This window comes from Chrysiogenes arsenatis DSM 11915 (assembly GCF_000469585.1).
GTDB lineage: Bacteria > Chrysiogenota > Chrysiogenetes > Chrysiogenales > Chrysiogenaceae > Chrysiogenes > Chrysiogenes arsenatis.
Genome location: NZ_AWNK01000007.1, coordinates 205,703 through 228,605, shown reverse-complemented (window position 1 = coordinate 228,605; position 22,903 = coordinate 205,703). Strand labels below are relative to the sequence as shown.

General features: G+C 49.4%; 24 protein-coding genes. 9 read left to right on the top strand and 15 right to left on the bottom strand.

All coding sequences use genetic code 11. The annotated features are described in order from the left end of the window. Positions 1–91: 91 nt before the first annotated feature. Complete coding sequence (locus tag P304_RS14395) at positions 92–2,416, bottom strand: ice-binding family protein (protein ID WP_201766929.1); 2,325 nt, start codon at positions 2,414–2,416, stop codon at positions 92–94. A gap of 97 nt (positions 2,417–2,513) precedes the next feature. Between P304_RS14395 and P304_RS0106565 the strand changes: the two genes are divergently transcribed. Next, entirely contained in the window at positions 2,514–3,731 is a 1,218-nt protein-coding gene (locus P304_RS0106565) for an IS256 family transposase (protein ID WP_027389894.1), read from the top strand. 13 nt (positions 3,732–3,744) lie between these two features. On the opposite strand, the gene P304_RS0106560 is transcribed toward P304_RS0106565, so the two are convergent. From P304_RS0106560 to P304_RS14390, 7 genes are all read right to left on the bottom strand, one after another. Then, positions 3,745–3,927 (bottom strand): CsbD family protein, encoded by a 183-nt coding sequence (locus tag P304_RS0106560; protein WP_027389893.1) that lies wholly within the window; start codon positions 3,925–3,927, stop codon positions 3,745–3,747. A 21-nt stretch (positions 3,928–3,948) separates the two neighbouring features. Continuing rightward, positions 3,949–4,560: a porin family protein gene (locus P304_RS0106555; protein WP_027389892.1), complete on the bottom strand. Its 612-nt coding sequence runs from the start codon at positions 4,558–4,560 to the stop codon at positions 3,949–3,951. Between the two features lie 46 nt (positions 4,561–4,606). Further along, positions 4,607–4,828 carry a hypothetical protein gene (locus tag P304_RS0106550; protein ID WP_027389891.1) on the bottom strand — a complete coding sequence of 74 codons (222 nt, stop codon included), beginning with the start codon at positions 4,826–4,828 and terminating at the stop codon, positions 4,607–4,609. A 56-nt stretch (positions 4,829–4,884) separates the two neighbouring features. Continuing rightward, a complete protein-coding gene (locus P304_RS16900) occupies positions 4,885–5,034 on the bottom strand; it encodes a lmo0937 family membrane protein (protein WP_152514498.1) in 150 nt (49 codons plus the stop codon). A gap of 12 nt (positions 5,035–5,046) precedes the next feature. After that, entirely contained in the window at positions 5,047–5,361 is a 315-nt protein-coding gene (locus P304_RS0106540) for a BON domain-containing protein (RefSeq protein WP_027389890.1), read from the bottom strand. Positions 5,362–5,403: 42 nt separating this feature from the next. Further along, positions 5,404–6,051: a DUF2959 family protein gene (locus P304_RS0106535; RefSeq protein ID WP_027389889.1), complete on the bottom strand. Its 648-nt coding sequence runs from the start codon at positions 6,049–6,051 to the stop codon at positions 5,404–5,406. A gap of 144 nt (positions 6,052–6,195) precedes the next feature. Further along, positions 6,196–8,715, bottom strand: a complete 2,520-nt coding sequence (locus P304_RS14390; RefSeq protein ID WP_160165024.1) for an ice-binding family protein — start codon at positions 8,713–8,715, stop codon at positions 6,196–6,198. 127 nt (positions 8,716–8,842) lie between these two features. On the opposite strand from P304_RS14390, the gene P304_RS17225 reads away from it, so the two are divergent. The 3 genes from P304_RS17225 (at position 8,843) to istB (ending at position 11,045) form a co-directional block, all read left to right on the top strand. Then, positions 8,843–9,415: a transposase gene (locus P304_RS17225; protein ID WP_201766928.1), complete on the top strand. Its 573-nt coding sequence runs from the start codon at positions 8,843–8,845 to the stop codon at positions 9,413–9,415. A gap of 23 nt (positions 9,416–9,438) precedes the next feature. Beyond that, on the top strand, positions 9,439–10,281 hold the full coding sequence (locus tag P304_RS17665; RefSeq protein ID WP_425479991.1) for a Mu transposase domain-containing protein: 843 nt from the start codon (positions 9,439–9,441) through the stop codon (positions 10,279–10,281). Then, entirely contained in the window at positions 10,278–11,045 is a 768-nt protein-coding gene (istB, locus tag P304_RS0106510; RefSeq protein WP_027389162.1) for an IS21-like element helper ATPase IstB, read from the top strand. The genes P304_RS17665 and istB overlap by 4 nt, the downstream gene beginning before the upstream one ends. A gap of 413 nt (positions 11,046–11,458) precedes the next feature. Here the strand turns inward: istB and meaB are convergent, their stop codons facing one another. Then, positions 11,459–12,445, bottom strand: a complete 987-nt coding sequence (meaB, locus tag P304_RS0106505; RefSeq protein WP_027389885.1) for a methylmalonyl Co-A mutase-associated GTPase MeaB — start codon at positions 12,443–12,445, stop codon at positions 11,459–11,461. A 12-nt stretch (positions 12,446–12,457) separates the two neighbouring features. After that, positions 12,458–14,611, bottom strand: a complete 2,154-nt coding sequence (gene scpA, locus P304_RS0106500; protein WP_027389884.1) for a methylmalonyl-CoA mutase — start codon at positions 14,609–14,611, stop codon at positions 12,458–12,460. A gap of 400 nt (positions 14,612–15,011) precedes the next feature. Here scpA and rho point away from each other — a divergent pair, with 400 nt between their 5' ends. From rho to P304_RS0106480, 4 genes are all read left to right on the top strand, one after another. Further along, entirely contained in the window at positions 15,012–16,262 is a 1,251-nt protein-coding gene (rho, locus tag P304_RS0106495; RefSeq protein ID WP_027389883.1) for a transcription termination factor Rho, read from the top strand. Positions 16,263–16,363: 101 nt separating this feature from the next. Next, the gene (gene rpmE / locus P304_RS0106490) at positions 16,364–16,570 is read left to right on the top strand and encodes a 50S ribosomal protein L31 (protein WP_027389882.1); all 207 of its coding nucleotides are present in this window, start codon (positions 16,364–16,366) and stop codon (positions 16,568–16,570) included. A 108-nt stretch (positions 16,571–16,678) separates the two neighbouring features. Then, complete coding sequence (gene thyX, locus P304_RS0106485; protein ID WP_027389881.1) at positions 16,679–17,386, top strand: FAD-dependent thymidylate synthase; 708 nt, start codon at positions 16,679–16,681, stop codon at positions 17,384–17,386. Between the two features lie 9 nt (positions 17,387–17,395). Next, positions 17,396–17,617 (top strand): heavy-metal-associated domain-containing protein, encoded by a 222-nt coding sequence (locus P304_RS0106480; protein WP_027389880.1) that lies wholly within the window; start codon positions 17,396–17,398, stop codon positions 17,615–17,617. A gap of 16 nt (positions 17,618–17,633) precedes the next feature. Here the strand turns inward: P304_RS0106480 and P304_RS0106475 are convergent, their stop codons facing one another. The 5 genes from P304_RS0106475 to P304_RS0106455 form a co-directional block, all read right to left on the bottom strand. Then, positions 17,634–19,052, bottom strand: coding sequence for a hypothetical protein (locus tag P304_RS0106475; RefSeq protein WP_027389879.1), 1,419 nt, complete (start codon positions 19,050–19,052; stop codon positions 17,634–17,636). A gap of 106 nt (positions 19,053–19,158) precedes the next feature. Further along, positions 19,159–19,809: an aminotransferase class IV gene (locus P304_RS14385; RefSeq protein WP_051321474.1), complete on the bottom strand. Its 651-nt coding sequence runs from the start codon at positions 19,807–19,809 to the stop codon at positions 19,159–19,161. After that, positions 19,793–20,773 carry an aminodeoxychorismate synthase component I gene (locus P304_RS0106465; RefSeq protein ID WP_027389878.1) on the bottom strand — a complete coding sequence of 327 codons (981 nt, stop codon included), beginning with the start codon at positions 20,771–20,773 and terminating at the stop codon, positions 19,793–19,795. The genes P304_RS14385 and P304_RS0106465 overlap by 17 nt, the downstream gene beginning before the upstream one ends. Further along, positions 20,757–21,374 carry a DedA family protein gene (locus tag P304_RS0106460; RefSeq protein ID WP_027389877.1) on the bottom strand — a complete coding sequence of 206 codons (618 nt, stop codon included), beginning with the start codon at positions 21,372–21,374 and terminating at the stop codon, positions 20,757–20,759. Before P304_RS0106460 ends, P304_RS0106465 begins: the two co-directional genes overlap by 17 nt. A gap of 83 nt (positions 21,375–21,457) precedes the next feature. After that, positions 21,458–21,901, bottom strand: a complete 444-nt coding sequence (locus P304_RS0106455) for a MarR family transcriptional regulator (RefSeq protein ID WP_027389876.1) — start codon at positions 21,899–21,901, stop codon at positions 21,458–21,460. 613 nt (positions 21,902–22,514) lie between these two features. On the opposite strand from P304_RS0106455, the gene P304_RS0106450 reads away from it, so the two are divergent. Then, positions 22,515–22,853, top strand: coding sequence for a P-II family nitrogen regulator (locus P304_RS0106450; RefSeq protein ID WP_027389875.1), 339 nt, complete (start codon positions 22,515–22,517; stop codon positions 22,851–22,853). Positions 22,854–22,903: the final 50 nt, after the last annotated feature.

The following is a 22,903-nucleotide window of genomic DNA, read 5'->3' as shown; positions in this document are numbered from 1 at the left end:
GTCATAGCAAGCAACATAAAAATGCTCGCAACACAGCCATAACCAAGGGAACAGGCTCACGTCGCTGCTCCCTCAGTTATGGCGCTGCTCTTTACGGAGCTTTGGTTACCATATTGTTGTCTAGGGTCACTTGCTCGGTCACAGAAAACAATCTTCCGACGACCGTAGCGCCTGTGGTTACGTTGACTTGCGGCCAAGCAAAGACGTTTCCACGAAAGGTTGTGTTCGTACCGACAATCGTCGTTCCGGCCGTTCTCCAATACACATTTTTGGAGAGCGCGCCGCCGGCAAGAATAATATTCCCGCCCGGAGCACCGGTAGCCAATGTTCCACCGATTGAAAAAATCCAGACAGAATCAGGGTCACCCTGCGCGTCGAGCGTCAGATCGCCCGTTTGAATGGTTACATTGGACGCCGTTTTATACACACCACGCGTCAGCGTCTGGTTGCCCAACTCAACAGGAAGAACCTGCGTTGCAGCGCCCGGATTCGGGTCGGCGGCGAGGAAGGTATACGCAATGCCAAGGTCAGTTCTGACCTGATTGATAAACGCCACCGTCGAAGCATACGGTGCGGGGACGATATAAGGAGGCGTTACATCATCAGGCGCATAGGATAACCCGTTCGTAAGCTCCACGAATTGGCCAGCAGTAACACCTGGGGTGAATCCGGCATAAAAGGAACGAGCTTGATCCAACAGACCAAAATCCCCATCCGCAATAGATGATATAGGCGCGGGGGTCGTGGTAATCGCCTGGCTCGCCAATACCACGAAGCGCTCGGTTTCCCCAAGATCAGGCGGTGTCGGATTATTCGCCAGCGCCGCCGTGACGGTCAGAGTCGTATCATCCGAATCGGCGCCTAGCGTAGCGGTTATGGTAGATGTTCCCACTGAAACGCCTGTCGCACGGCCACTACTGGCGGTTCCATTCGGGTTCATAGTGGCACGCGTAATATCACTCGATGCCCAAATGACTAATGCTGTAATGTTCGCCTCGCTACTGTCAGAATAGGTGCCCGTGGCAGTGAACTGCCGAATCAGGCCGCTGGCAACACTTGAATTTTCTGGTGTCACGGCAATAGAACTCAACGTTACCGCAGTCACAGTCAAGGTTGTATTCCCAATGACGCTCCCTAAGGTTGCTCTAATAACAGAAGTGCCATTCAAAATACCTGTCGCAAGGCCGCTGGCGACTGTTCCGCTCGGGTTCATGGTAGCACGCGTGATGTCGCTTGATGACCAGACCACCGAAGCAGTAATGTCAGCCACGCTGCCATTCGAATAGGTGCCAGTAGCGGCAAACTGCCGCGTTAATCCCATCGCAACGCTTGGGGTAACCGGCGTTACTGCAATAGAACTTAACGTTGCCGCCGTAACGTTCAAAGTTGTCGTTCCGGTTTGGCCACCCATTGCAGCGCTAATGGATGCCGTACCGACCGCAATTCCGGTGGCAAGGCCACTGCTGGCGGTTCCATTTGGATTCATGGTAGCACGCGCGATGTCGCTTGATGACCAAACAACTAAAGAACTAATGTCTGCCACGCTGCCGTTTGAGTAGGTTCCGGTTGCCGTAAACTGTCTGTTAAGACCGCTCACAACGCTCGGATTAAGGGGTGCTACCGCAATAGAACTCAGTGTTTCCGCAGTAACGGTCAAATTGGTCGCTCCGTTTATACCGCTCAGTGCAGCACGAACTGATGTCGTTCCTGCTGCCTCACCAGTGGCGAGACCGCTGGCATTTATCGTAGCAATAGCGGACGAAACTGTTGACCAGACAGCAGATGCGGTAATATCCTGCGAAGTGCCATCAGAGTAAATCCCTGTGGCGGTAAACTGCCGCGTCAGACCATTAACAACACTCGGATTGGCCGGTGTCACGCTAATAGAGTCCAAGGTTGCACCCGTGACAGTCAAAGTTGTTGCCCCAGTTACGCTACTCGGAGCCGTAGCACGAATGGCAGAAGCCCCAGCAGTAACACCCAAGGCAAGACCAGCGGAATTGACGGTAGCGAAATCAGTTGAATCCGAACTCCATGTGACCGTAGCGGTAATATCATGCGATATCCCTTCGGTGTCGATACCGGTAGCCAGAAACTGCCGCGTGAGTCCACTCGCTATGGTGGAGTTTGCGGGAGTTACGGTAATGGAAGCCAACGTAGCTGCAGTTACCGTAAGATCGGTATTGTCAGATAAAAGCCCCAAGGTTGCCGTAATGTTCGATGTACCTGCCGCTACGCCCATAGCAAGGCCATTATTGGCGCCTATCGTAGCAAAACTAGTCATGCTGGATGACCAGGTGACGGAATCGGTGATATCTTGCGAGGTTCCGTCAGAGTAAACGCCAGTGGCCACAAACTGTCTGCTTAGACCAGCGATGGTAGTCGGATCAGTCGGCGATACAAGAAGAGAAGTCAACGTAGCAACACCTGCTGGCGGAGCTCCGCGTGTGTAAAATATTTTGTGTAAGTGGCCATTTACGATACCATTCTGATCATATCTCAAGGAGTATCCCATGGCCATTTCCGATGAACTTCTCGACCAGCTTCTTGCCAACTATAAAAAGCCTGAAGATCTTGTAGGCGAAGGCGGTCTACTCAAAGAGTTAACAAAGCGACTTGTAGAGCGTGCAATGCAGACAGAGATGACTGACCATCTTGGCTATGCCAAACATGGAAAGTCAGACAAGCAGGCTGGAAACTCACGTAATGGCAAATATCCAAAGACCATTAGTGGTGAGTTTGGTGAGCTTCAGATCAATGTCCCCCGTGACCGCGACGCCAGTTTTGAGCCAAAAATTATCCCCAAAGGTCAAAGCCGTTTTCATGGTTTTGACGATAAAATCCTCTCTATGTACGCGCTGGGCATGAGTACACGGGACATTCAAGTTCACTTGGAAGAAATGTATGGTGTGGAGGTTTCCCCCACCTTAATATCCCAAGTAACCGATGCTGTGATTGACGATGTGAAATCATGGCAAAACCGTCCCCTTGATGAAGTTTACCCCATTGTTTATCTGGATGCTATCAGGGTGAAAGGGAGACAAGGCGGACACATTATCAACAAAGCAGTGTATCTCGCGTTGGCTGTCACCATGGAGGGACAAAAGGAAGTTCTTGGCATGTGGATCGCGGAAAATGAAGGGGCAAAGTTCTGGCTTAGTATTCTTAACGGACTACAAAACCGTGGAGTTAAGGATATTTTCATAGCTTGCGTTGACGGCTTAAAAGGGTTCCCAGAAGCTATAGAAGCCGCTTATCCGAACACCCAAGTGCAAACCTGCATTGTGCATATGGTCAGACATAGCTTGAATTTTGTGGCATGGAAAGAGCGCAAACAGATGGCCGCCGACTTGAAAGAAATTTATGCCGCGCCAACAGAAGAGCAGGCGCGGAGGAATCTTGAACAATTTGAAACAAAATGGGATGCCACTCATCCAATGGTCAGCCAATCATGGCGCCGCAACTGGGAGCGAATAATCCCATTTTTCAACTATCCTCCCGATATCAGAAAGGCAATCTACACCACCAATGCCATTGAATCATTAAACCACTCGCTGCGCAAGGTAACCAAGAACCGTGGGGCATTTCCCGACGACGAAGCAATATTCAAGCTCTTTTACATGGCGTTACGCAATATTTCAAAGAAGTGGACAATGCCGATCAGAGACTGGAAAGCGGCACTTAATCAGTTCTGTATTTTCTTTGAGGGGAGGGTGCCAATGCAAAATTGATGTCTTCCGCTACTTACACAAAATTATTGACAGACCCAATTTGCCCAATCTTGACTTGCATTTTGCCGGCTTTTTGCTCCGTCACACCTTCCGCTTCAATCTTCGGATTGTCGGTCAGCTTGCCAATAAACTCCTTCACATTCCCCTTGGCTTCGTGAAATGTCCCTTCTGCTTTGTCTTTGGTGCTCGATTTCATGGTATTTACTCCTTATGTGTATTAGAACCGGAATCCAACGTGAACCGTGGTGATAAATCCGTCGAGATCAATGTGTTGTCCGCCAAACTCTGGTTCTGCCCAGAGGTATTTTCCTTCAAGTCCAACGAACATGTTCTCAGGAAGATTAAAATTAAATCCTGCTCCGAGATGCAACCCATAGGTAATTTCGGTTGACCCATTGAAGTCACTCGAATTGCCGCTGACTTCCGCATCGGTGATGTACGCGGCTATTCCGGCCAATCCGTATGGTTCAAACTGGCCAAGCGGGAAAAGTAATTTTCCGGTAGCGCTGACGGGTACAACTTGCAGCTTCAACTCGCCTGGCTGTGCTGCGGCATTCCCTTTACTTTCGAAGTAGCCGATGCCTAATTCCACCGCAAATATTGGAGCAAAGTAATGTCCGAAAGCAATTTCACCAGAAAAGCCGGTCTTGCTATCAAGGTGTGTACTCACACCAGCGTTAAAGTTACTCAGATGGTGATTTGAGCTGGGCGAATAGATGCCACCCTTTAACACAACATAATCTAACGGCTGTGATGCGGTTGCGAAGGAAACCATACTCAATGTGCCAATCGCGGCCACGCACAAAGGCAAAATTCTTTTCATAATCATACTGTTCTCCTGCTATAATATTGCGTTTTCGATATTTTCTGCTCGCTTAGCTCTTTTTCCGGCCTAAAACAAGCATGCCAATCCCACCGATTAACGCCACAACCCCAACAATGGGCGGTAAGGGGAGGGTTTTCTTCGTCTCGGCCGTCATTTGCATCGACCCAAGGTCAATGACTTTCTCGCGACTCGTATAATTGATCCCTTCGTACGCAAAGGTGATAACGGCGATTGCAATCAGGGCGAACCCGACCAATGTTGATGTCTGCATAGTGTAACCTCCTGTAGCTCTTGTTATTGGGTGAATAGAATCAATAGAAACCAACATTAAAAAGCACTACGCCCTTGAATAATCCGTACCAGTACGACAACAATGGCAACAATCAGTAGAACATGAATAAGACCACCCATCGTATTAGAGGTTACAATGCCGAGTACCCATAAGACGACCATGATGATACAAACAGTCCATAACATATTTCCTCCAGGTTACTTGACGAGCAAATCGTTTTTAACTGAGGTTACGCCTGGGATTGCTCTGGCGACACTGCCAGCTTTCGTAACACTGAGTGCCGAGTCGACAAAACCACTTAGTTGCACAACACCCTTGAATGTTTCGACGTTAATCTGGTGCATTTTTAATGTTTCATCCTGGAATATTGCGGTTTTAACTTTGGTGGTTATCACGGTATCGTCAACATATTGACCAGTGCTTTCGCGTTCGCTTGTGGCAGCACAGCCGGAAAAAGTCATAGCAAAGACAACAAAGATTACGAGGAGGAAAGTCTGGGATAATTTTCTCATGATGGCACCTATCTATTAGTTTTCATGGACGTTGATGGAGCGTTATTTGCCGCTACCATAGAGTTCAAGGTTAATTTCTTCGAGCGCTACTACGATCGGTTGAATCGAATTGCGTAACGCATCTAAATCCTGAATCGCTTGTTGTGCTACGGGGCGTATTGCCTGTACACCACCAACGGTCAGATCAGTAGAAAGGTAGAGTTGGATCTCATTCAGGTTTGTCTTGGAATTAAGGTATGCTCCCTTGATTCCAGCACCGGCTTCAGGTACGCGAGCATAAATTGCGGCAAGCTTTGCCCGACGCTCGGCGCTGAGTTGACGGATTTGTGGGTTCGTATACACATCACCCTGTTTTTCCCATTCAGCAAAATAGGCCATACTTGAGGCTTTCATCTCATCAACACGTTTGATAACTCGCTCTCCTTGAGTATTCAAATCGTTGAGGTTAGCGGTGTAGGCTTCGAAATGCTTTTTCAAATCAGGTTGGCCAGCATGAAACAATGACTCGAGCGATCCTGACGTGCTATCGATATGCGTCGTCATTTTTTTAATTTCCAAATCTACCTCATGGATTGAGTTGGAAGTATTGACGGAACGATCCATCCCTGTTGTCGCGCAGCCGCTGAGAAGCAGCATGACACTTACAAAAATCAATGCGATAAAAGCTCGTGAACATTTGATGGCGTTCATAGGTATCCCTTTTCTTGGTTAAAGTTGTTAGTAGTTTTGCGGTAGAGGTCACACAGAGAAAGCAAAAGAGAACATTGCCTTGAGAAATAGAGGAGGGCAGGTCGGATGACCGACCCTCCTCTTTTCTGGAAAGATAATCTAAATTTACGGAGCTTTGGTTACGGCATTCGACTGGAGTGTTACCTGTTCGGTTACGGAAAACAGTCGGCCAGTAATGGCTGCATTGGTCAGGATATTTACTTCTGGCCATGAAAACACATTTCCCTGGAAAATCGTATTGGCCTCAACAACCGTTTTTCCGGCAACCTGCCAATAAACGTTTTTGGCTTGCGCACCATTAATCAAGGTGACGGCGCCGCTTGGTGCCCCCGCCGTGAGTGTACCTCCGAGTGCAAATACCCATACGGAATCGGGATCATTTTGTGCATCAAGCACGAGTGCCCCGGTCGAGATGGTCACATTCGCTGCTGTTTTGTAGACCCCACGGGTGAGCGTCAGTGTGCCAAGTTCACTTGGACTGACTTGCGTCGCTGCCGTCGGATTCGGATCAGCCGCCAAGAAGGTGTACGCAATGCCAAGGTCGGTTCTTACCTGGTTAATAAAGGCAATGGTACTGGCATGCGGTGCTGGTATGACATACGCTGGCGGTATATCATCATGTGCATACGTGTACCCATTGGTGAGTTCCGTAAAGAACCCATCACTTGCAGGCTCATTAAATCCTTCATAGTATGTGCGTGCCTGATCCATGATCCCAAGATCGCCGTCGGCGATGGCGGAGCCAACCGTCGTCGTAATCTTTTGGCTGGCAAGGATAACAAAGCGGGCGGTTTCTCCAAGTGCAGGAGGAGTCGGATTGTTCGCAAGAATGGCGGTTACGTTCAGCAATGTATTGCCAGACGTGGTGCCTACTGTTGCAGTGATCGTTGATGTGCCGACACTAGCACCAGTCGCTAAACCGCTGGTTACGCTGCCATTAGCATTCATCGTAGCCACAGCAATGTCGCCTGATGTCCATATTGCCGTGGCGGTAATGTCATCAGTGTCACCCGATGAATAGGTACCGATAGCCACGAACTGTCTGGTCTGGCCATTCACGACATTTGGATTCACTGGCGTGACCGCTATTGAACTTAAGGTCGCAGCGGTGACGGTCAGCGTAGTATTGCCAGAAACACTGCCAAGGGTGGCGGTGATCAGCGATGTACCAGCTGATGCTCCAGTAGCAAGGCCACTCGTTGCTTCAAAGTTAGCGTTCAGTGTCGCTACAGCAATTGAGCCAGACGACCACGTTACACTGGTGGTAATATCTGCAACACTGCCATCAGAGTAAGTGCCGGTAGCGGCGAACTGTCTGGTAAATCCATTTGCAATACTTGGACCGATCGGCGTAACGGCGATAGAGCTGAGGGTCTCTGCGGTTACGTTAAGTGTTGTGCTATTGCTAACAACTGTCCAGAGTGTCGCTGTGATACTTGAGGTACCAACGGATATGCCGGTTGCTAATCCACTATTGGCATTCCCATTCGGGTTCATTGTGGCTACACCAATGTTTCCTGAACTCCACGTTACCAAAGAGGTGATATTCTCCGAGGTGCCGTCTGAGTAGGTGCCGGTAGCAACGAACTGTCTGGTAAATCCATTTGCAATACTTGGATCGATCGGCGTAACGGCTATCGAACTCAGGGTCGCAGCAGTTACGGTCAGCGTAGTATTACCGGAAACACTGCCAAGGGTGGCGGTGATCAGGGACGTACCAGCCGAAATACCCGTTGCTAAACCGCTTGTTGCTTCAAAGTTGGCGTTCATGGTTGCTACGGCAATGGTGCCAGAGGACCATGTGACCAACGAAGTGATATTCTCTGAAGTACCATTCGAGTAGGTACCAGTCGCTACAAACTGTCGCGTCAAACCGTTCACAACGCTTGGATTCACCGGCGTTACGGCTATCGAACTCAGGGTCGCAGCAGTTACGGTCAGCGTAGTATTACCGGAAACACTGCCAAGGGTAGCGGTGATCAGGGACGTACCAGCCGAAATACCCGTTGCTAAACCACTAGCAGCTTCAAAGTTAGCGTTCATGGTTGCTACGGCAATGGTGCCAGAGGACCATGTGACCAACGAAGTGATATTCTCTGAAGTACCATTCGAGTAGGTACCAGTCGCTACAAACTGTCGCGTCAAACCGTTCACAACGCTTGGATTCACCGGCGTTACGGCTATCGAACTCAGGGTCGCAGCAGTTACGGTCAGCGTAGTATTACCGGAAACACTGCCAAGGGTAGCGGTGATCAGGGACGTACCAGCCGAAATACCCGTTGCTAAACCACTAGCAGCTTCAAAGTTAGCGTTCATGGTTGCTACGGCAATGGTGCCAGACGACCACGTGACCAACGAAGTGATATTCTCTGAGGTACCATTGGAATAGGTACCAGTCGCTACAAACTGTCGCGTCAAACCATTCACAACGCTTGGATTCACCGGCGTCACGACGATGGAACTCAGGGTCGCAGCAGTGACGGTCAGCGTGGTGTTACCAGAAACACTGCCAAGGGTGGCGGTGATCAGCGATGTACCAGCCGATACTCCGGTAGCAAGACCACTAGCAGCTTCAAAGTTGGCGTTCATGGTTGCTACGGCAATGGTGCCAGACGACCATGTCACCAATGGTTTTGATAATCTAAAATTGACCAGTTTAGAGGCCTTGTGATTACTGAAAATTGACCATCCTAATTATCCCTTCGCTACTATGGTGCTTACCATAGCAATCGAAGGAGAGAGGATGCTTAGGATGGATCAATATGAACATATTCGCACGGCTCATCGGGTCTATGAGCAAAGCATAAGTGAGATATCTCGGATTACCGGCCATTCGCGCAACACTATACGTAAGGCGCTCAGTGAGCCGTATTCTGGTTATTCACTGCGCCATTATCAGCCGTTTCCTGTTTTGGGGCCATTCCAGAAGATCATTGACACTTGGCTTGCCGATGATCGTGATCGTCCTCGCAAACAGCGCCACACCGCCAGACGCATTTATGATCGACTGGTTTTTGAACACAACTTTTCCGGCAGCGAATCCAATGTCCGCAAATACGTGCGTGAAGCGAAAGAACGACTGGGCATCAGCACCATAAAAGCCTTTTTGCCTTTGGAGCCTGATCTTGGTCAAGAAGCTGAGGTAGACTGGGGAACAGCGGTGGTCGTTATTCAAGGCCAGACACTGAAGGTCAAGATTTTCTGCATGCGCTCCAAGGGGTCTGGCAAACCGTTTTTACGTTTGTACCCCTGTGAAAGACAACAGGCCTTTTTCGATGCACTCATGCGTGGGTTCTTTTTTACGGCGGTGTCTTCCCACGACTGATCTTTGATAATCTGACCACCGCTGTGCGCAAGGTTTTGCAGGGCAAAGCCCGTTTGGAGCAAGAGTCCTTCACCCATTTTCGAGCCTACCATAACTTCGAGGCTCGATTCTGTAATCCCGGTGCCGGTCACGAAAAGGGTGGCGTTGAGGGGTTGGTCGGCTTCGCCCGCCGCAACTTCCTGGTGCCGATTCCCGAAGCACAGTCCCTCGAAGAGATCAATGAGCGTCTCCTCCAACAGTGTGTTGCCTACGGACGTCATACCATCAGCGGCAGAGATAANNNNGATGTGCCCTTTACCAACATCCAGATTTTGTCGGCCAAAGCCGATAAATATGCCACTGTTATTGTAGACAAGAACCGGTACTCGGTTCCCACGCGCTTTGCCGGGCGTGCTTTGCGGGTGATCTGCCATGTTGATCAGGTGGAGATCTTCTCTCAGGGACAACGTGTCGCTAACCACTGTCGCCTGTTCGCCAATAACCAGTGGCAACTGGATCCAGATCACTACCTAGAGATCCTCCTGCAACGTCCGCTTGCGTTTCACAGTGCCCGCCCTATCCGCGATTGGAAGAAGTGCTGGCCACTGACGATGCATCAACTGTTGGAGCGCTTCTGTCGGACGTACGGAGAAAACCGTGGCATCAAGGAGTTCATTAAGGTGCTGCTGCTGTTTCGCAACCACCCGACAGAGGATGTTCATCAGGCTATCGCGACAGCCGTTGAAGCTGGTATCAGTGCCAGCGGCGGCATTCAGCATCTATTGCACCGCAATCAGCCCGTACCGCAGATCTTTCCCCTTGAGCACTACGCCCGACTGCCAAAGGCTGACATCTCCATTTATGCTTGCCTCGGAGGTGGATTATGAGTCGAGTAGCTGACGCTTTGCTGGTGCAGCACAATCTCAAAGCTCTCAATCTCACCAATATGGCTCGCAACATCGAACAGCAGTTGCGTCAGGCCAGAGACGGCGGAATCGATTATGGCCAATTTCTGTTGGAACTAACGGAGTTGGAATTACGCATCCGCTCCGAAAACAACGAGAAACGACGAATTAAAGAGGCGAAATTCCCTCTGCTCAAGACACTGGAAAATTTCGACTTTGAAGCTGTACCCGAACTCGACAAGCGTCTAATGCGAGATCTGGCCGTGGGAGACTACCTTAATGAATGCCGCAACGTGATCCTGATGGGTAAAAGCGGTGCAGGCAAAACGCACCTAGCAACCGCTCTCGGTATCGAGGCTTGCCGTCAAAGCAAGCGAGTACGCTTCGTTACCGGCTACACTCTTGCTAATGATCTTGTGGAAGCCCGCACCGAGAGAGATTTAAATCGCCTACTCGGTAAATATACCCGGCTTGACCTGCTCATTCTCGATGAACTCGGATACGTGCCGTTCTCAAAAGAAGGAGCGGAATTACTCTTCCAGATCCTCGCTGAACGCCATGAACGCGGTTCGGTGATCATTACCACCAACCTTGGCTTTGCTGATTGGACGCAGATATTTGGTGATCACAATATGACCGCTGCGCTCCTCGATCGGCTAACTCATCGCGCCCATATCATCGAATGCACTTGGGACAGCTATCGCCTCAAGCAGTCTCTGAAAGGAGGAAAAAAGAAAACCCTTTAGCTGTACGATTAATTTACTAACCACCGAGGGTGGTCAAAATTCGGTGATCACAGGTGGTCAATTTTCGGTTGTCATAACGATATTGACTTTTCCCCCTTTTTTAGTTTGACAATATATAGGCAATCTACATAAGACTGTAAACGCATAAATCCAGAGCCACATAGAACCCTCGACCGAATTGCCGCACAACCACAATAGCACACCTTTTTACCCGCTTTACAACGCATAATTTTGCTGCCAGAATTCACAATTCGCAGTCAGCGTGTCCTACTCTAGGGCAAACAAGTCTCCTTCACGCTCAAAATAGTGGCGACGTATTTTTCAAAAATACGTTCGAGAGCTTGGCATGTTATGTTGCAGATAAACAACTTTAAAAGTGCGGCAATAGGCATTGCGGAAAAGAGAAAATCCAATCACAACAACGGCCTTCTATACGCCTCTATCAGCCGTTTAACCGCCATGCCCGGCGTGGTAACTCCGTGGTGTACCGCTTCGCGCAATCCCGGCAACAGGCTGGCGACGTTACGATTTTGCACAAACATATCTTTGACTTCGTCCATCAGCATCGACCACATCCAGTCCACGACCTGGCACGACCGTTTTTCCTGAAACTCGCCACTTTCCATCATCGCGCTGCGATACTTACCAAGCATGTCCCACACGGCGTCGATACCCTGCTTTGCTAGGCCGCTCGCCAGCAGAACCGGCACCTGCCAGTTTGGTGAACGGGGGCTAAGAATATGCAGCGCGTTGACAATCTGCGCCCGCGCCAGTTGTGCTTTCGGCTGATTATCGCCATCGGCTTTATTGATGATGATGCCGTCAGCCAGCTCCATCACCCCTTTTTTGATCCCTTGCAGCTCGTCACCAGCGTTCGGTAGTTGCAGCAGCAGAAAAAAGTCCACCATTTGCGCCACGGTCACTTCCGACTGTCCCACGCCAACGGTTTCCACCAGCACCACATCAAAGCCGTACGCTTCACAGATCAGCATGGCTTCGCGGGTTTTCCGTGCCACGCCTCCAAGGGTTTCCCCAGCGGGCGAAGGGCGGATATAGGCGTTCGTTTCACGGCTCAGCAGTTCCATGCGGGTTTTATCGCCCAAAATGCTGCCGCCGGTAATTTGCGAGGATGGGTCGACTGCAAGCACGGCGACTTTATGGCCACGTTCAATTAAATGGAGTCCAAAGGCTTCGATAAAGGTACTTTTTCCAACGCCGGGAACGCCAGTAATGCCGATGCGCAGCGCATTTCCGGTGAACGGCAGCAGTTTTTCCAGCAGTTGTCCTGCGAGTTGGTTATGTTCTGGGAGTTTACTTTCGACCAGCGTAATGGCTTTCGCCAGAGAGCGCAGTTGCCCTCTGGCGATACCGTCTGCCAAATGTTCTACAATAGGATCCATTCCAGTAAGCCGTTACGACAAGGCGGCTTGTTTTTTCTCGATGGCTTGCAGCAGCTGCACGGCCGATTCGGTGATGACGGTTCCTGGGCCGAAAATGCACGACGCTCCGGCAGCGTACAGGGCATCGTAATCCTGACGTGGAATAACGCCGCCCACGACAATCACCACGTCTTCGGCACCGAGTTTACGCAGCTCTTCTGCCAGTTGCGGCACCAACGTTTTATGACCCGCCGCGAGCGACGATACGCCAACGGCGTGAACATCGTTTTCTACCGCCATTTTCGCCGACTCTTCTGGTGTTTGGAACAGTGGTCCAAGGTCAACGTCAAAGCCCATATCAGCGAGCGCGGTGGCCACAACTTTGGCGCCACGGTCATGTCCATCCTGACCCATTTTCGCCATTAAAATCCGTGGGCGACGGCCAGTGCGGGTCGCAAAATCAGCCACGGTTTTTTTGATTTCAGCAAATTTTACATCCCCTTCGTACACGCCGCCATATACCCCCGAAATGACTTTAATTTCCGCGCTGTGGCGGCCATACACTTTTTCAAGTGCGTCAGAAATTTCACCAACGGTCGCCCGAACACGCGTAGCATCAACAGCCAGCGCCAAGAGGTTATTACTGCCATCTTTGGCGGCCTGCGTCAGCGCGGCCAGTGCCGCATCAACCGCCTGCTGATTGCGTTTTGCTTTAATCGCTTTGAGTCGCTCGATCTGTGACAGGCGCACGGCGGTGTTGTCGATATCAAGCACGTCAATTGGATCTTCGTTTTTCAACTTGTATTTATTGACGCCGACAATGACATCTTCGCCACGGTCAATACGTGCTTGCTTGCGCGCCGCCGACTCTTCGATCTTGAGTTTCGGCATGCCGGTTTCAACCGCTTTTGTCATGCCGCCCATCGCTTCGATCTCTTCGATGAGCTTCCACGCTTCGTCGATGAGCGATTGCGTCAGGTTTTCCATCATGTACGAACCTGCCCAAGGGTCAACCACGCGACAGATATTGGTTTCTTCTTGAATAATAAGCTGCGTGTTGCGCGCAATACGGGCGGAATGCTCGGTTGGCAGCGCAATGGCTTCGTCCAGTGCGTTGGTGTGGAGCGACTGCGTGCCGCCCATGACGGCGGCCATCGCTTCGATTGCCGTCCGCACCACGTTATTATATGGATCTTGTTCGGTGAGCGACCAACCAGAAGTTTGGCAGTGGGTGCGCAGCGCCATAGAAGTTGGATTCTTGGGATTGAACGGCTTCATCAGCTTCGCCCACAGGTAGCGCGCGGCGCGGAGTTTGGCCACTTCGGTGTAAAAATTCATGCCGATGGCAAAGAAGAAGGAAAGGCGTGGGGCGAACGCATCGACATCCAGCCCTTTATCGAGCGCGCAGCGGACGTACTCAAGGCCGTCCGCCAGCGTAAAGGCCAACTCCTGTACGGCGTTAGCGCCTGCTTCCTGAATATGGTAGCCGGAAATCGAGATGGAGTTGAATTTGGGCATTTTCTGCGAAGTGTATTCAATGATATCGGCAATGATGCGCATCGACGGAGCGGGTGGGTAAATGTAGGTATTACGCACCATAAATTCTTTCAGGATATCGTTCTGAATCGTTCCTGAAAGCTTCTCCTGCGACACGCCCTGCTCTTCCGCCGCCACAATGTAGCCAGCAAGGACGGGCAACACGGCGCCGTTCATGGTCATGGAAACGGAAACATCGGCCAAAGGAATTTGATCGAACAGGATTTTCATGTCTTCAACCGAGTCAATCGCTACGCCCGCTTTTCCCACATCGCCCACGACGCGTGGATGGTCGGAGTCGTACCCACGGTGTGTGGCAAGGTCAAACGCAACAGAAAGCCCTTGCTGACCAGCGGCGAGGTTTTTGCGATAGAACGCATTTGATTCTTCGGCAGTAGAAAACCCAGCGTACTGACGCACGGTCCAAGGGCGACCAGCGTACATGGTGGCGCGTGGCCCGCGCAAAAATGGAGGCAGACCCGGCATGGTATCGGTCAGCGCCAGATTCGCCATGTCATCTTTGGTCCAGAGCGGCTTGACCGCAATTCCTTCTGCTGTTTGCCAGGTAATTGCGTCCAGTGTATCCGCCTTTAGTTCTTTTTTGGCAAGCGCTTCCCAGTCAGCCTTGGTTTTGGCAGAAAAATCACTCATGCGTCACTCCTTGTATAAATTTTTCAAAATAAAAAACCATATTATTCCTAAAAGATCACCGAAAATACTTCCCGCAGAAGAGTTCTGAAAGTTATTCATTTCGAGTGACTTGCGTCAAAATAAAACAACTACTCACCAAACTCAAGATAAAAAATACCGCTGTATTTGAGCCCCTTTTTCCTGCCATTCGACGGCAATTTTCTGCATCTACACGAAACTGATTACGCTTTTCCATTGACTTCGCACATCAAAGCGTTTAACTATCACACCGTTATCCCAATGCAGCACTGCCTTGCGGGCAACCCAAAGCAGCCACTTACCAACCCTCAAATGCGTTCACTACCGTTGTCCCCTTCTTTTGCTCTTTTTCCCTTATTTCACTCTGGAGTACTTCCTCACTATGGACTTAAATGTTCTAAAAATTACCCCTATCGGGGAACTGATGCAAATGGCTCATGAGGCCAACATTGAAGGCGTCAGCGTTCTGAAGCGCCAAGATCTTATTTTCAATCTTCTGATCAAACATGCCAAAACAGGCGGCCATATTTTCGGCGGCGGTGTCCTTGAAGTTCACCCCGATGGCTTTGGTTTCCTGCGTGCGCCCGATTACAACTATCTGCCCGGCCCCGACGATATTTATGTATCTCCGAGCCAAATCAAGCGCTTTAACATGCAGACTGGCGACACCATCGAAGGGGAAATCCGTCCTCCGAAAGATGGCGAAAAATACTTTGCCCTCCTGCAAATCGAAAGCATCAACTATACGGAGCCAGAAAAGTCAAAAAGCAAAATGCTCTTTGATAACCTTACCCCACTTTTTCCCGATACGCGCCTTATCATGGAAGCGCCAGGGCCGGGTAATGTTTCGATGCGCCTGATTGATATTGTGTGTCCGATTGGTAAAGGTCAGCGCGGCTTGATAGTTGCTCCGCCGAAAGCCGGAAAAACGGTTCTACTGCAAAATATCGCGCAATCGATTGCCCACAACCACCCAGAAGCACACTTGATTGTCCTGCTGATCGACGAACGTCCGGAAGAAGTGACCGATATGAAGCGCTCGGTTATTGGCGAAGTGGTTTCTTCTACTTTCGACGAACCACCGATGCGCCACATTCAGGTCGCGGAAATGGCGGTTGAAAAAGCCAAACGCTTAGTCGAACACCGCAAAGATGTCATTATCTTACTCGATTCGATTACTCGCCTCGCAAGAGCCTATAATACGGTTATTCCACACAGTGGCCGCGTCCTTTCCGGCGGTTTGGACGCTAACGCGCTCCACAAGCCCAAGCGTTTTCTTGGTGCCGCACGGAAAATAGAAGAGGGTGGCTCGCTCACGATTATGGCAACGGCGCTGGTTGATACCGGATCGAAAATGGACGAAGTTATCTACGAAGAATTCAAAGGCACCGGCAATATGGAACTCCACCTGAACCGCAACTTTGCCGAACGGCGGATTTTCCCAGCGATCGATATCCTGAAAAGTTCGACACGGCGCGAAGAGCTGCTTTTCAGCGAAGAAGAGCTACGCCGCTCGTGGATTCTGCGTAAATTCCTGCAAAGCATGCAGCCCCAAGAAGCAATTGAATTTATGGTTGACCGCCTTGGCTCCACGAAAGACAATAAGATGTTTTTCGAGACAATGCATAAGTAGCAGAGTTTCCACTTGAAATCACTTTTCGACAGTGGTAGTTTACTTGGCCGTGTGACCAATGAACGTCATTAATTTTTTCTATTATACAAGGAGCAAAGAGCATGAAAGAAGGAATCCATCCGGTGGTGGCACCGATTTCGGTCGAGTGCATGTGCGGAAATGTTATCGAAACTATTTCAACAAAAGTTGAAGGCTTTAAAGTAGAAGTGTGCTCGCAATGTCACCCACTCTACACTGGCCAAGCGAAAAACATGGATAGCGCCGGACGCGTTGAACGCTTCCGCAAGAAATACGCTGCCGCACAATAGTCGTTTTTCCGAGAAAAGGTTTACCCCCGCTTCTATTCACTATAAGCGGGGTTTTTATTTTTTCATGAATACAGAAGAGGTCTCCTCTTCAACCCTCTTGGAGTCGTTATGCGCACCCCATTACAAGTTGCTCTTCTCAAACATACAGATGACCCAGAAGGTTCTGTTTTCGCAGCGGCACGCCTGTGCTATAGCGGTAGCACCATCACCGACTTGGTGTGCGACGATCAGAAAAAAAAGGAGCAGTTTGTAGCAAAAATACGCGATTTAGGGCACCTCAGCGTCTTCGAACATGTGAGTTTTACCTTTGCCGTCGAAGGTATTTCGCGCGCATGCTCACACCAATTAGTGCGCCATAGACTCGCTAGCTACTCACAGCAGTCACAACGATATGTAAAACAGAACCAATTTGGCTACATAGAACCACCAACCATCTCGGCAACACTGGGAAATGAATGGTTCAGCTCACGAATGGCATTGATTCAAGAGTGGTATGACGAAGCACTGGCCGCGGGCATTCCCGCGGAAGATGCGCGTTTTGTTTTACCAAATGCTTGCGAGACGAAAATTATTATCACGATGAATGCGCGAGAATTGCTCCACTTTTTCTCACTGCGTTGCTGCAACCGCGCCCAGTGGGAAATTAAACTTATGGCCGACGAAATGCTACGCCACTGCTTGGCTGTAGCGCCCTCTATTTTCTGCGAATCAGGACCTGGTTGCGTTCGCGGCATATGCCCAGAAGGCACCATGTACTGTGGCAAGATAAAAGACGTCCGTGAGTTTTATGCGGACATGAAAAACACCCAAGGATAGGTCAATGAGATGAGCATTCGCTATCAGTTAACTATTGAAGGTATGAGTTGTTCAAATTGTGAAAAGCACGTCCGCGAAATTCTACTGAACTTTGACGGCGTGAGCGCCGTACGCGTCAGTGCCCCAAGCGGCAAGGCATCCTTCGAATCAGACGAAGAAATAGCCCAAGAAGAACTGGAAGAAGTTCTTGACGATGAAGGATACATCCTGACCGAAGTCGTCGCCCGCTAACGCTCACCAGCGCATATTAATCTGGCAGCATTCCCTGCCGGATTTCGAGGGCACGACGCAAAGCGGCCATACACCCTTCAATGTCGTGCCCTGCATTTATTTCACGAAGCCCAGCATGAATATTTTCACAAAACACGTCCAGCGACTGTGGCGCAACCTTTCTTGGCTCAACTGCCCACTGCACCAAAGCGGCTTGCGTATCAATAGTCCCTGCCGTCACTTCATAGACACGCAAGTATCCCTGCAATACCAGCAAGAGCGTTGACAGCGGCAACAGATACTCACCAGCACGGCGCAGACGCAAGAAGCTAAACTCAACCACCTCGTGCAAGCGATTATCTCGGCCACTCATATGATTACGTGTACACATAATCCCACGGATTTCATCGCGACCCATTCTCCGCTCCATCATCCTGCCGTTTTCATCGACATGAAAGTCGCCACCGAGCAGAAACAGAATTTTCAGATCATCGAGTGACGGCACAAGCGATGCAGTTGCCCTCTTTTCGATATTGACATGCAGACTAAACGGCATGATGTCGCCACTAAATTCAACCAATGACTCAATCGCCGTTGCCAGTAATCCCGTATCGGTCGTAAAAGGGAGCGTTCGTTTCCGCGCATAATCAAGTCGCACGAGACTATACTCGAAAAATCCGCCTACTCGCAGAAATGGAAGTGCCACATATTTACGCCAACGCACATGATGATCCAAATACCCGCCCAAGCGCCAGCACACATGATCGAGATGAAAATCATAATATAAACGCATATTGTGGAATTTCTCGTCTGAGCGACATGATTTCCAACACGTCAACCCTTGCCAGCGAGCACCAGCGGGAGCCAGATGTCCAAGATTACTAAATTCCATTTCTGCACCAAGCGGCGTCTCCCCATGAATCATCTGCGACCGCAAGGAATCAAGAGCATTGCCCACCTCAACCGTATCAAAAAGTGTCCGAGCGAGCAAAAAACCCATCAATGCCATAATGAAAAAACTTCCCGTCTTTTCACGATGCAATTGCTCTGCAGCAATTTTCAAATGAAAATCAAGCACTTCACGCTGCCGATTTAAAAATAGTAACGCCACAACAATGGCAGCACTATCGCGAATACAGCCCGGTGAAGGTGGCGGAAGCTGGAGGCCAAAGTAACGTTTAATCCGCATGATGGTAGAGCCAAGAGTGTAGTGCCGCACGACAAGGCGAAGGTAATGCAACACAACCGATCGATCCCGGCGCCAGACCGATGCCGATAATCGCAGGCGTCGATCCGTTTTTGCCAACCCATCCCGCAGTGATTTCGGCTTAAAGCGACGACGCAACGCTACACCAAGAAACTCTTGATACAGCAATCCGCGCTCCTGATCACTTAACGTATCAAACATATTTTGGTATTTGCTATTTTGAAATTCTTGAGGAAAGAATACATCCATAAAGCTCTCCAATGTCGGACAATTTTTCGTTGTCACTGAACAATATGGGACTTATATAGGACATAAGCAGATAAATCAAACGTTGTCTTATTACTTTTCTTTTCTATCAGAAGAGATCATTACCATGCCGCCCCCAGGAAACACTCGATTCCTGAAGTCGCTGCCATGTTGAAATATCCAAAGGAGCAAAACCGACCAGTGCATTCATGAGCGCAACCGCTGAAAACCGGGAAATATCACTCACTCGAATTTCAGTCGCCACAACACCACCAGATTCAAGCAGCCGCTGACGCGTCGTGCCGCACAAAAGTGGCATTTCTGGGGTTAGCCAGCGCGTACCATCCCAAAACGCGACATTCGCAATGGTCGTATCGGTCACCAAACCATTGCGAATAATCAACGCCTCATCTCCTCCACGCTGAATCGCATGGCGCCGCAACGCATCCAGCTCGCTACGATCACACCACTTACAACAATAAGCAATGCTGCTCCCCTCCACAGGAACAATCGCACACGGCAATGTACGCCGATATGGCTGACAATAAACGCCAAGAATGCCCGTACCATCGTACTCCAGCCGACAACGCTCTTGTGTCGCACTACCACAGACTTTTGAGAGAGCTTCTGCGACCGCGCCCGCCATATCGCGCATGCCGCACCCACACTCCATCAACGTGCGCCCTATACGGCCCACATGATACTCCACGTGCTGCGGCACACCATCAACAACCAAAATCGTTTCAAAGCACGGGGACATATATTTTCCCGATCATCTCTTCATATTCCTGCCTTGGATCACTTTCAATTGTAATGCCGCCACCACTTTTATAGAAGTACGCGTCGCCATCCTGCTCCAGAAAACGTATCATTACTGCAGAATCAAACGTTTCCCCATCATACACGCCAAAAATTCCGGTATAGAATCCCCGCTCGTACGTTTCACACGCCTGGATGATTTCTACCGTTTTGCGCTTCGGAGCACCGCTAATTGAACCCGCTGGCAAAAGCTTTTGCAGCATAGTGCCTATACTTCCGTGCCATGAATCCGTAAGTGTGCCGACAATATCAGAGCTTGTCTGCCACAAATGTCTCCCGCCAGCCACTATTTGATGCCCATAGCGAAAGCGATCTACCCGCACATTTGACGCCACCAGCGAAAGATCGTTCCGCAGTAAATCGACGACCATCACGTGCTCGGCACGCTCCTTCGGATTCCTCAAAAGCGTTCCCAACGCGTCAGGCAAAGAGGCCTCCACCGTCCCCTTCATCGGGCTGGTAGCAATTTGGTTGTGCGCGATACGGATAAAGCGTTCGGGAGAGAAACAGACAAAACGGTTGCGCCACAATAAACGGAAAGGAGCAGCAGCGTGAAAAAAAACCGACTCCAGCGTGCCATGAAGCGTTACCGGCGTACGGCAGGTAAAATTCAGAAGATACGTGTCCCCACGACGCATTGCCTGATGGATACACGCTATGCGATTCGCATATTCATCATATGCAGGGGGATTTGACACCCTAACAGCAACACCTTCCGCGGCAGCCATCTGCGCATGCGACACACCATAGTGCCTGCCATCACAAGCGATAGCAACAGTAGCGGGCAATGATGCAAGCGGGAAAACATGCCCTACCGCACCGGTAAAATCAACCACACAAACAAAAGGCTCACGCGCATCCCCAAAGGCATTCATTTGAGCAAAATGATCACTGACTTTTGTCAAGTGACGCCCTTTTGCGCTGCCAGAAAAAATACCCCGCACCCAATAGAGTGCACAGAATCAGAAGCGAAATAATCGCCTGCTGCAAATACTCATGTAAGAGTGCCTCATTACTGCCCAACCAATAACCTAGCAAAGCCAGAATAACGACCCATATCCCTGCACCAAGCGAGGTAAACAAAGCAAAAAGTAAGAGATTCATCCGCGCGATTCCAGCAGGAAGCGAAATATACTGCCGCACGCCTGGAATCAGTCGACCAATAAACGTACTGATGTGCCCATGACGCTGAAAATACTGCTCGGCACGATCAAGATGCGCTGGTTTTACAAAAAAATAACGGCCGTAACGCTCAAAAAAAGGACGCCCATAACGCATAGCAATCCAATAGTTAAATAATCCACCCAGCAAACTTCCGCCCGTACCACAGAGTATGACTAAACCAAGGTGCATTTCTCCGCGTGCCGCAAGGTAAGCCGCCGGCGGCACCACCACTTCGCTTGGAAAGGGGAAAAATGAGGATTCCAAAAACATCAACGCAACAACACCACCGTACCCAAGGGTGCCGATGGTGCTGAGAAGAAAATCAACCATTGACTGAAGCATATTCCACACCTGCCTTAAAAACGTACATGTGATTGGCAGATGCTACCGTAAAGCCCATTATGGGTAAAGCAGAAAACACCTGCTTACGCCTCGGTTACCACCTCATCCTTCATAATCAACTGTAAAAGTCCATTTAACTTCTCCAGCTGATCACCAGACGTGCGCGAATGTAAATAATTCTGCATTACACGTCGCTGTTCTGGTGCGAGTTTGCGCAGCATCCGCTTTCCTTCACGAGTAATTTTCACGATTATTTCGCGCTTACTTTCCGGCGAAACAACCCGATCTGCCCACTCTTTCTGAACCAACTTCTCGACCAAGCGACTTGCGTTACTTGGAGAAACGTCCATGAGTTGCGCAATTTCCTTCAGGTTCGCCCCATTCCGGCATGAGTTGATGTAATACAAAACCTTAAACTGCGCTGGGCCTACATCGAAAGTACGTAAAAACTCTGAATCAACGTGCTTTAAATCTCGCAACACAACACCCAAATTCCAATATAGGGTAAGGGGAAACTCCGGCCGCATGCAACACCTCCTCGTTATATTTCCGCATTCAGGCAGTAATTCCCTACGAACTGCAGTAAAAAGTCTTCAAATGCTAAAAACAAACTATAAATGATTTAACCTAAGCAAATCAAAACTGATTGTGCAGATAATCACTTATAATTTATTCTAAAAATGAGACTTGCTGCTTTAAAACAGAGTGCTAAAATACATTATAAAAATCAATATTGCATTAAAAAAATTCTCATAACAATAGTTCATTATGGTTCATAAAGCATAACTACGCACGAGATAAACCATTGCTTACACCATTATTAACAATACTTTAATCAACTATAAATGAAAATAAAACATAAGATGATAGTATTAATTTCACTCCTCTACATTTCATCAAACCTACGAAACCGCCACCTTGTTAAACACAAAAACGATTCGCACTATCTGCCTCATTCTTAGGCACTCTTGTGCCTTAAAATATGAAATGTGATTTATCTTTTTGCACAAAAAATAGAGAGAAACCAAGATGTCAACTCAGTAAAACCTATGTAAACCTAAACATAACCTATACCTTTAACACTTGGCAGCACACTTGCTAATCAAGTACTGCGCCGAAAAAATCTCAGGAGTGTGCAACATGAAAAAAATAGAAGCCATCATCAAGCCGTTCAAACTCGACGACGTAAAAGAAAAGCTCGAAGCCATCGGCATCCAAGGGATCACCGTAAGTGAAGTCAAGGGACTTGGCCGCCAAAAAGGACACACCGAACTCTACCGTGGCGCAGAGTATGTCATCGACTTCCTGCCAAAAGTTAAAATCGAACTCATCGTGCCAGACGGAGCCGTAGATGATTGCGTGAACGCTATCGTCGAAACCGCACGCACTGGCCGCATTGGCGACGGGAAGATCTTTGTTCTTCCAGTAGAAAAAGTCGTCCGCATCAGAACTGGCGAAACCGACGAAGACGCCATATAAACTCACAGCCCAAAACTACTATTTAGCATTTCCATTAAATACTACGAGGT

What these genes read in the sequence shown, in the direction of transcription:
- P304_RS0106565 (WP_027389894.1), top strand. Translation starts at nt 2,514, where the DNA reads ATGGCCATTTCCGATGAACTTCTCGACCAGCTTCTTGCCAACTATAAA.
- P304_RS0106560 (WP_027389893.1), bottom strand. Translation starts at nt 3,927, where the DNA reads ATGAAATCGAGCACCAAAGACAAAGCAGAAGGGACATTTCACGAAGCC.
- P304_RS0106555 (WP_027389892.1), bottom strand. Translation starts at nt 4,560, where the DNA reads ATGATTATGAAAAGAATTTTGCCTTTGTGCGTGGCCGCGATTGGCACA.
- P304_RS0106550 (WP_027389891.1), bottom strand. Translation starts at nt 4,828, where the DNA reads ATGCAGACATCAACATTGGTCGGGTTCGCCCTGATTGCAATCGCCGTT.
- P304_RS16900 (WP_152514498.1), bottom strand. Translation starts at nt 5,034, where the DNA reads ATGTTATGGACTGTTTGTATCATCATGGTCGTCTTATGGGTACTCGGC.
- P304_RS0106540 (WP_027389890.1), bottom strand. Translation starts at nt 5,361, where the DNA reads ATGAGAAAATTATCCCAGACTTTCCTCCTCGTAATCTTTGTTGTCTTT.
- P304_RS0106535 (WP_027389889.1), bottom strand. Translation starts at nt 6,051, where the DNA reads ATGAACGCCATCAAATGTTCACGAGCTTTTATCGCATTGATTTTTGTA.
- P304_RS17225 (WP_201766928.1), top strand. Translation starts at nt 8,843, where the DNA reads ATGGATCAATATGAACATATTCGCACGGCTCATCGGGTCTATGAGCAA.
- istB (WP_027389162.1), top strand. Translation starts at nt 10,278, where the DNA reads ATGAGTCGAGTAGCTGACGCTTTGCTGGTGCAGCACAATCTCAAAGCT.
- meaB (WP_027389885.1), bottom strand. Translation starts at nt 12,445, where the DNA reads ATGGATCCTATTGTAGAACATTTGGCAGACGGTATCGCCAGAGGGCAA.
- scpA (WP_027389884.1), bottom strand. Translation starts at nt 14,611, where the DNA reads ATGAGTGATTTTTCTGCCAAAACCAAGGCTGACTGGGAAGCGCTTGCC.
- rho (WP_027389883.1), top strand. Translation starts at nt 15,012, where the DNA reads ATGGACTTAAATGTTCTAAAAATTACCCCTATCGGGGAACTGATGCAA.
- rpmE (WP_027389882.1), top strand. Translation starts at nt 16,364, where the DNA reads ATGAAAGAAGGAATCCATCCGGTGGTGGCACCGATTTCGGTCGAGTGC.
- thyX (WP_027389881.1), top strand. Translation starts at nt 16,679, where the DNA reads ATGCGCACCCCATTACAAGTTGCTCTTCTCAAACATACAGATGACCCA.
- P304_RS0106480 (WP_027389880.1), top strand. Translation starts at nt 17,396, where the DNA reads ATGAGCATTCGCTATCAGTTAACTATTGAAGGTATGAGTTGTTCAAAT.
- P304_RS0106475 (WP_027389879.1), bottom strand. Translation starts at nt 19,052, where the DNA reads ATGGATGTATTCTTTCCTCAAGAATTTCAAAATAGCAAATACCAAAAT.
- P304_RS14385 (WP_051321474.1), bottom strand. Translation starts at nt 19,809, where the DNA reads ATGTCCCCGTGCTTTGAAACGATTTTGGTTGTTGATGGTGTGCCGCAG.
- P304_RS0106460 (WP_027389877.1), bottom strand. Translation starts at nt 21,374, where the DNA reads ATGCTTCAGTCAATGGTTGATTTTCTTCTCAGCACCATCGGCACCCTT.
- P304_RS0106455 (WP_027389876.1), bottom strand. Translation starts at nt 21,901, where the DNA reads ATGCGGCCGGAGTTTCCCCTTACCCTATATTGGAATTTGGGTGTTGTG.
- P304_RS0106450 (WP_027389875.1), top strand. Translation starts at nt 22,515, where the DNA reads ATGAAAAAAATAGAAGCCATCATCAAGCCGTTCAAACTCGACGACGTA.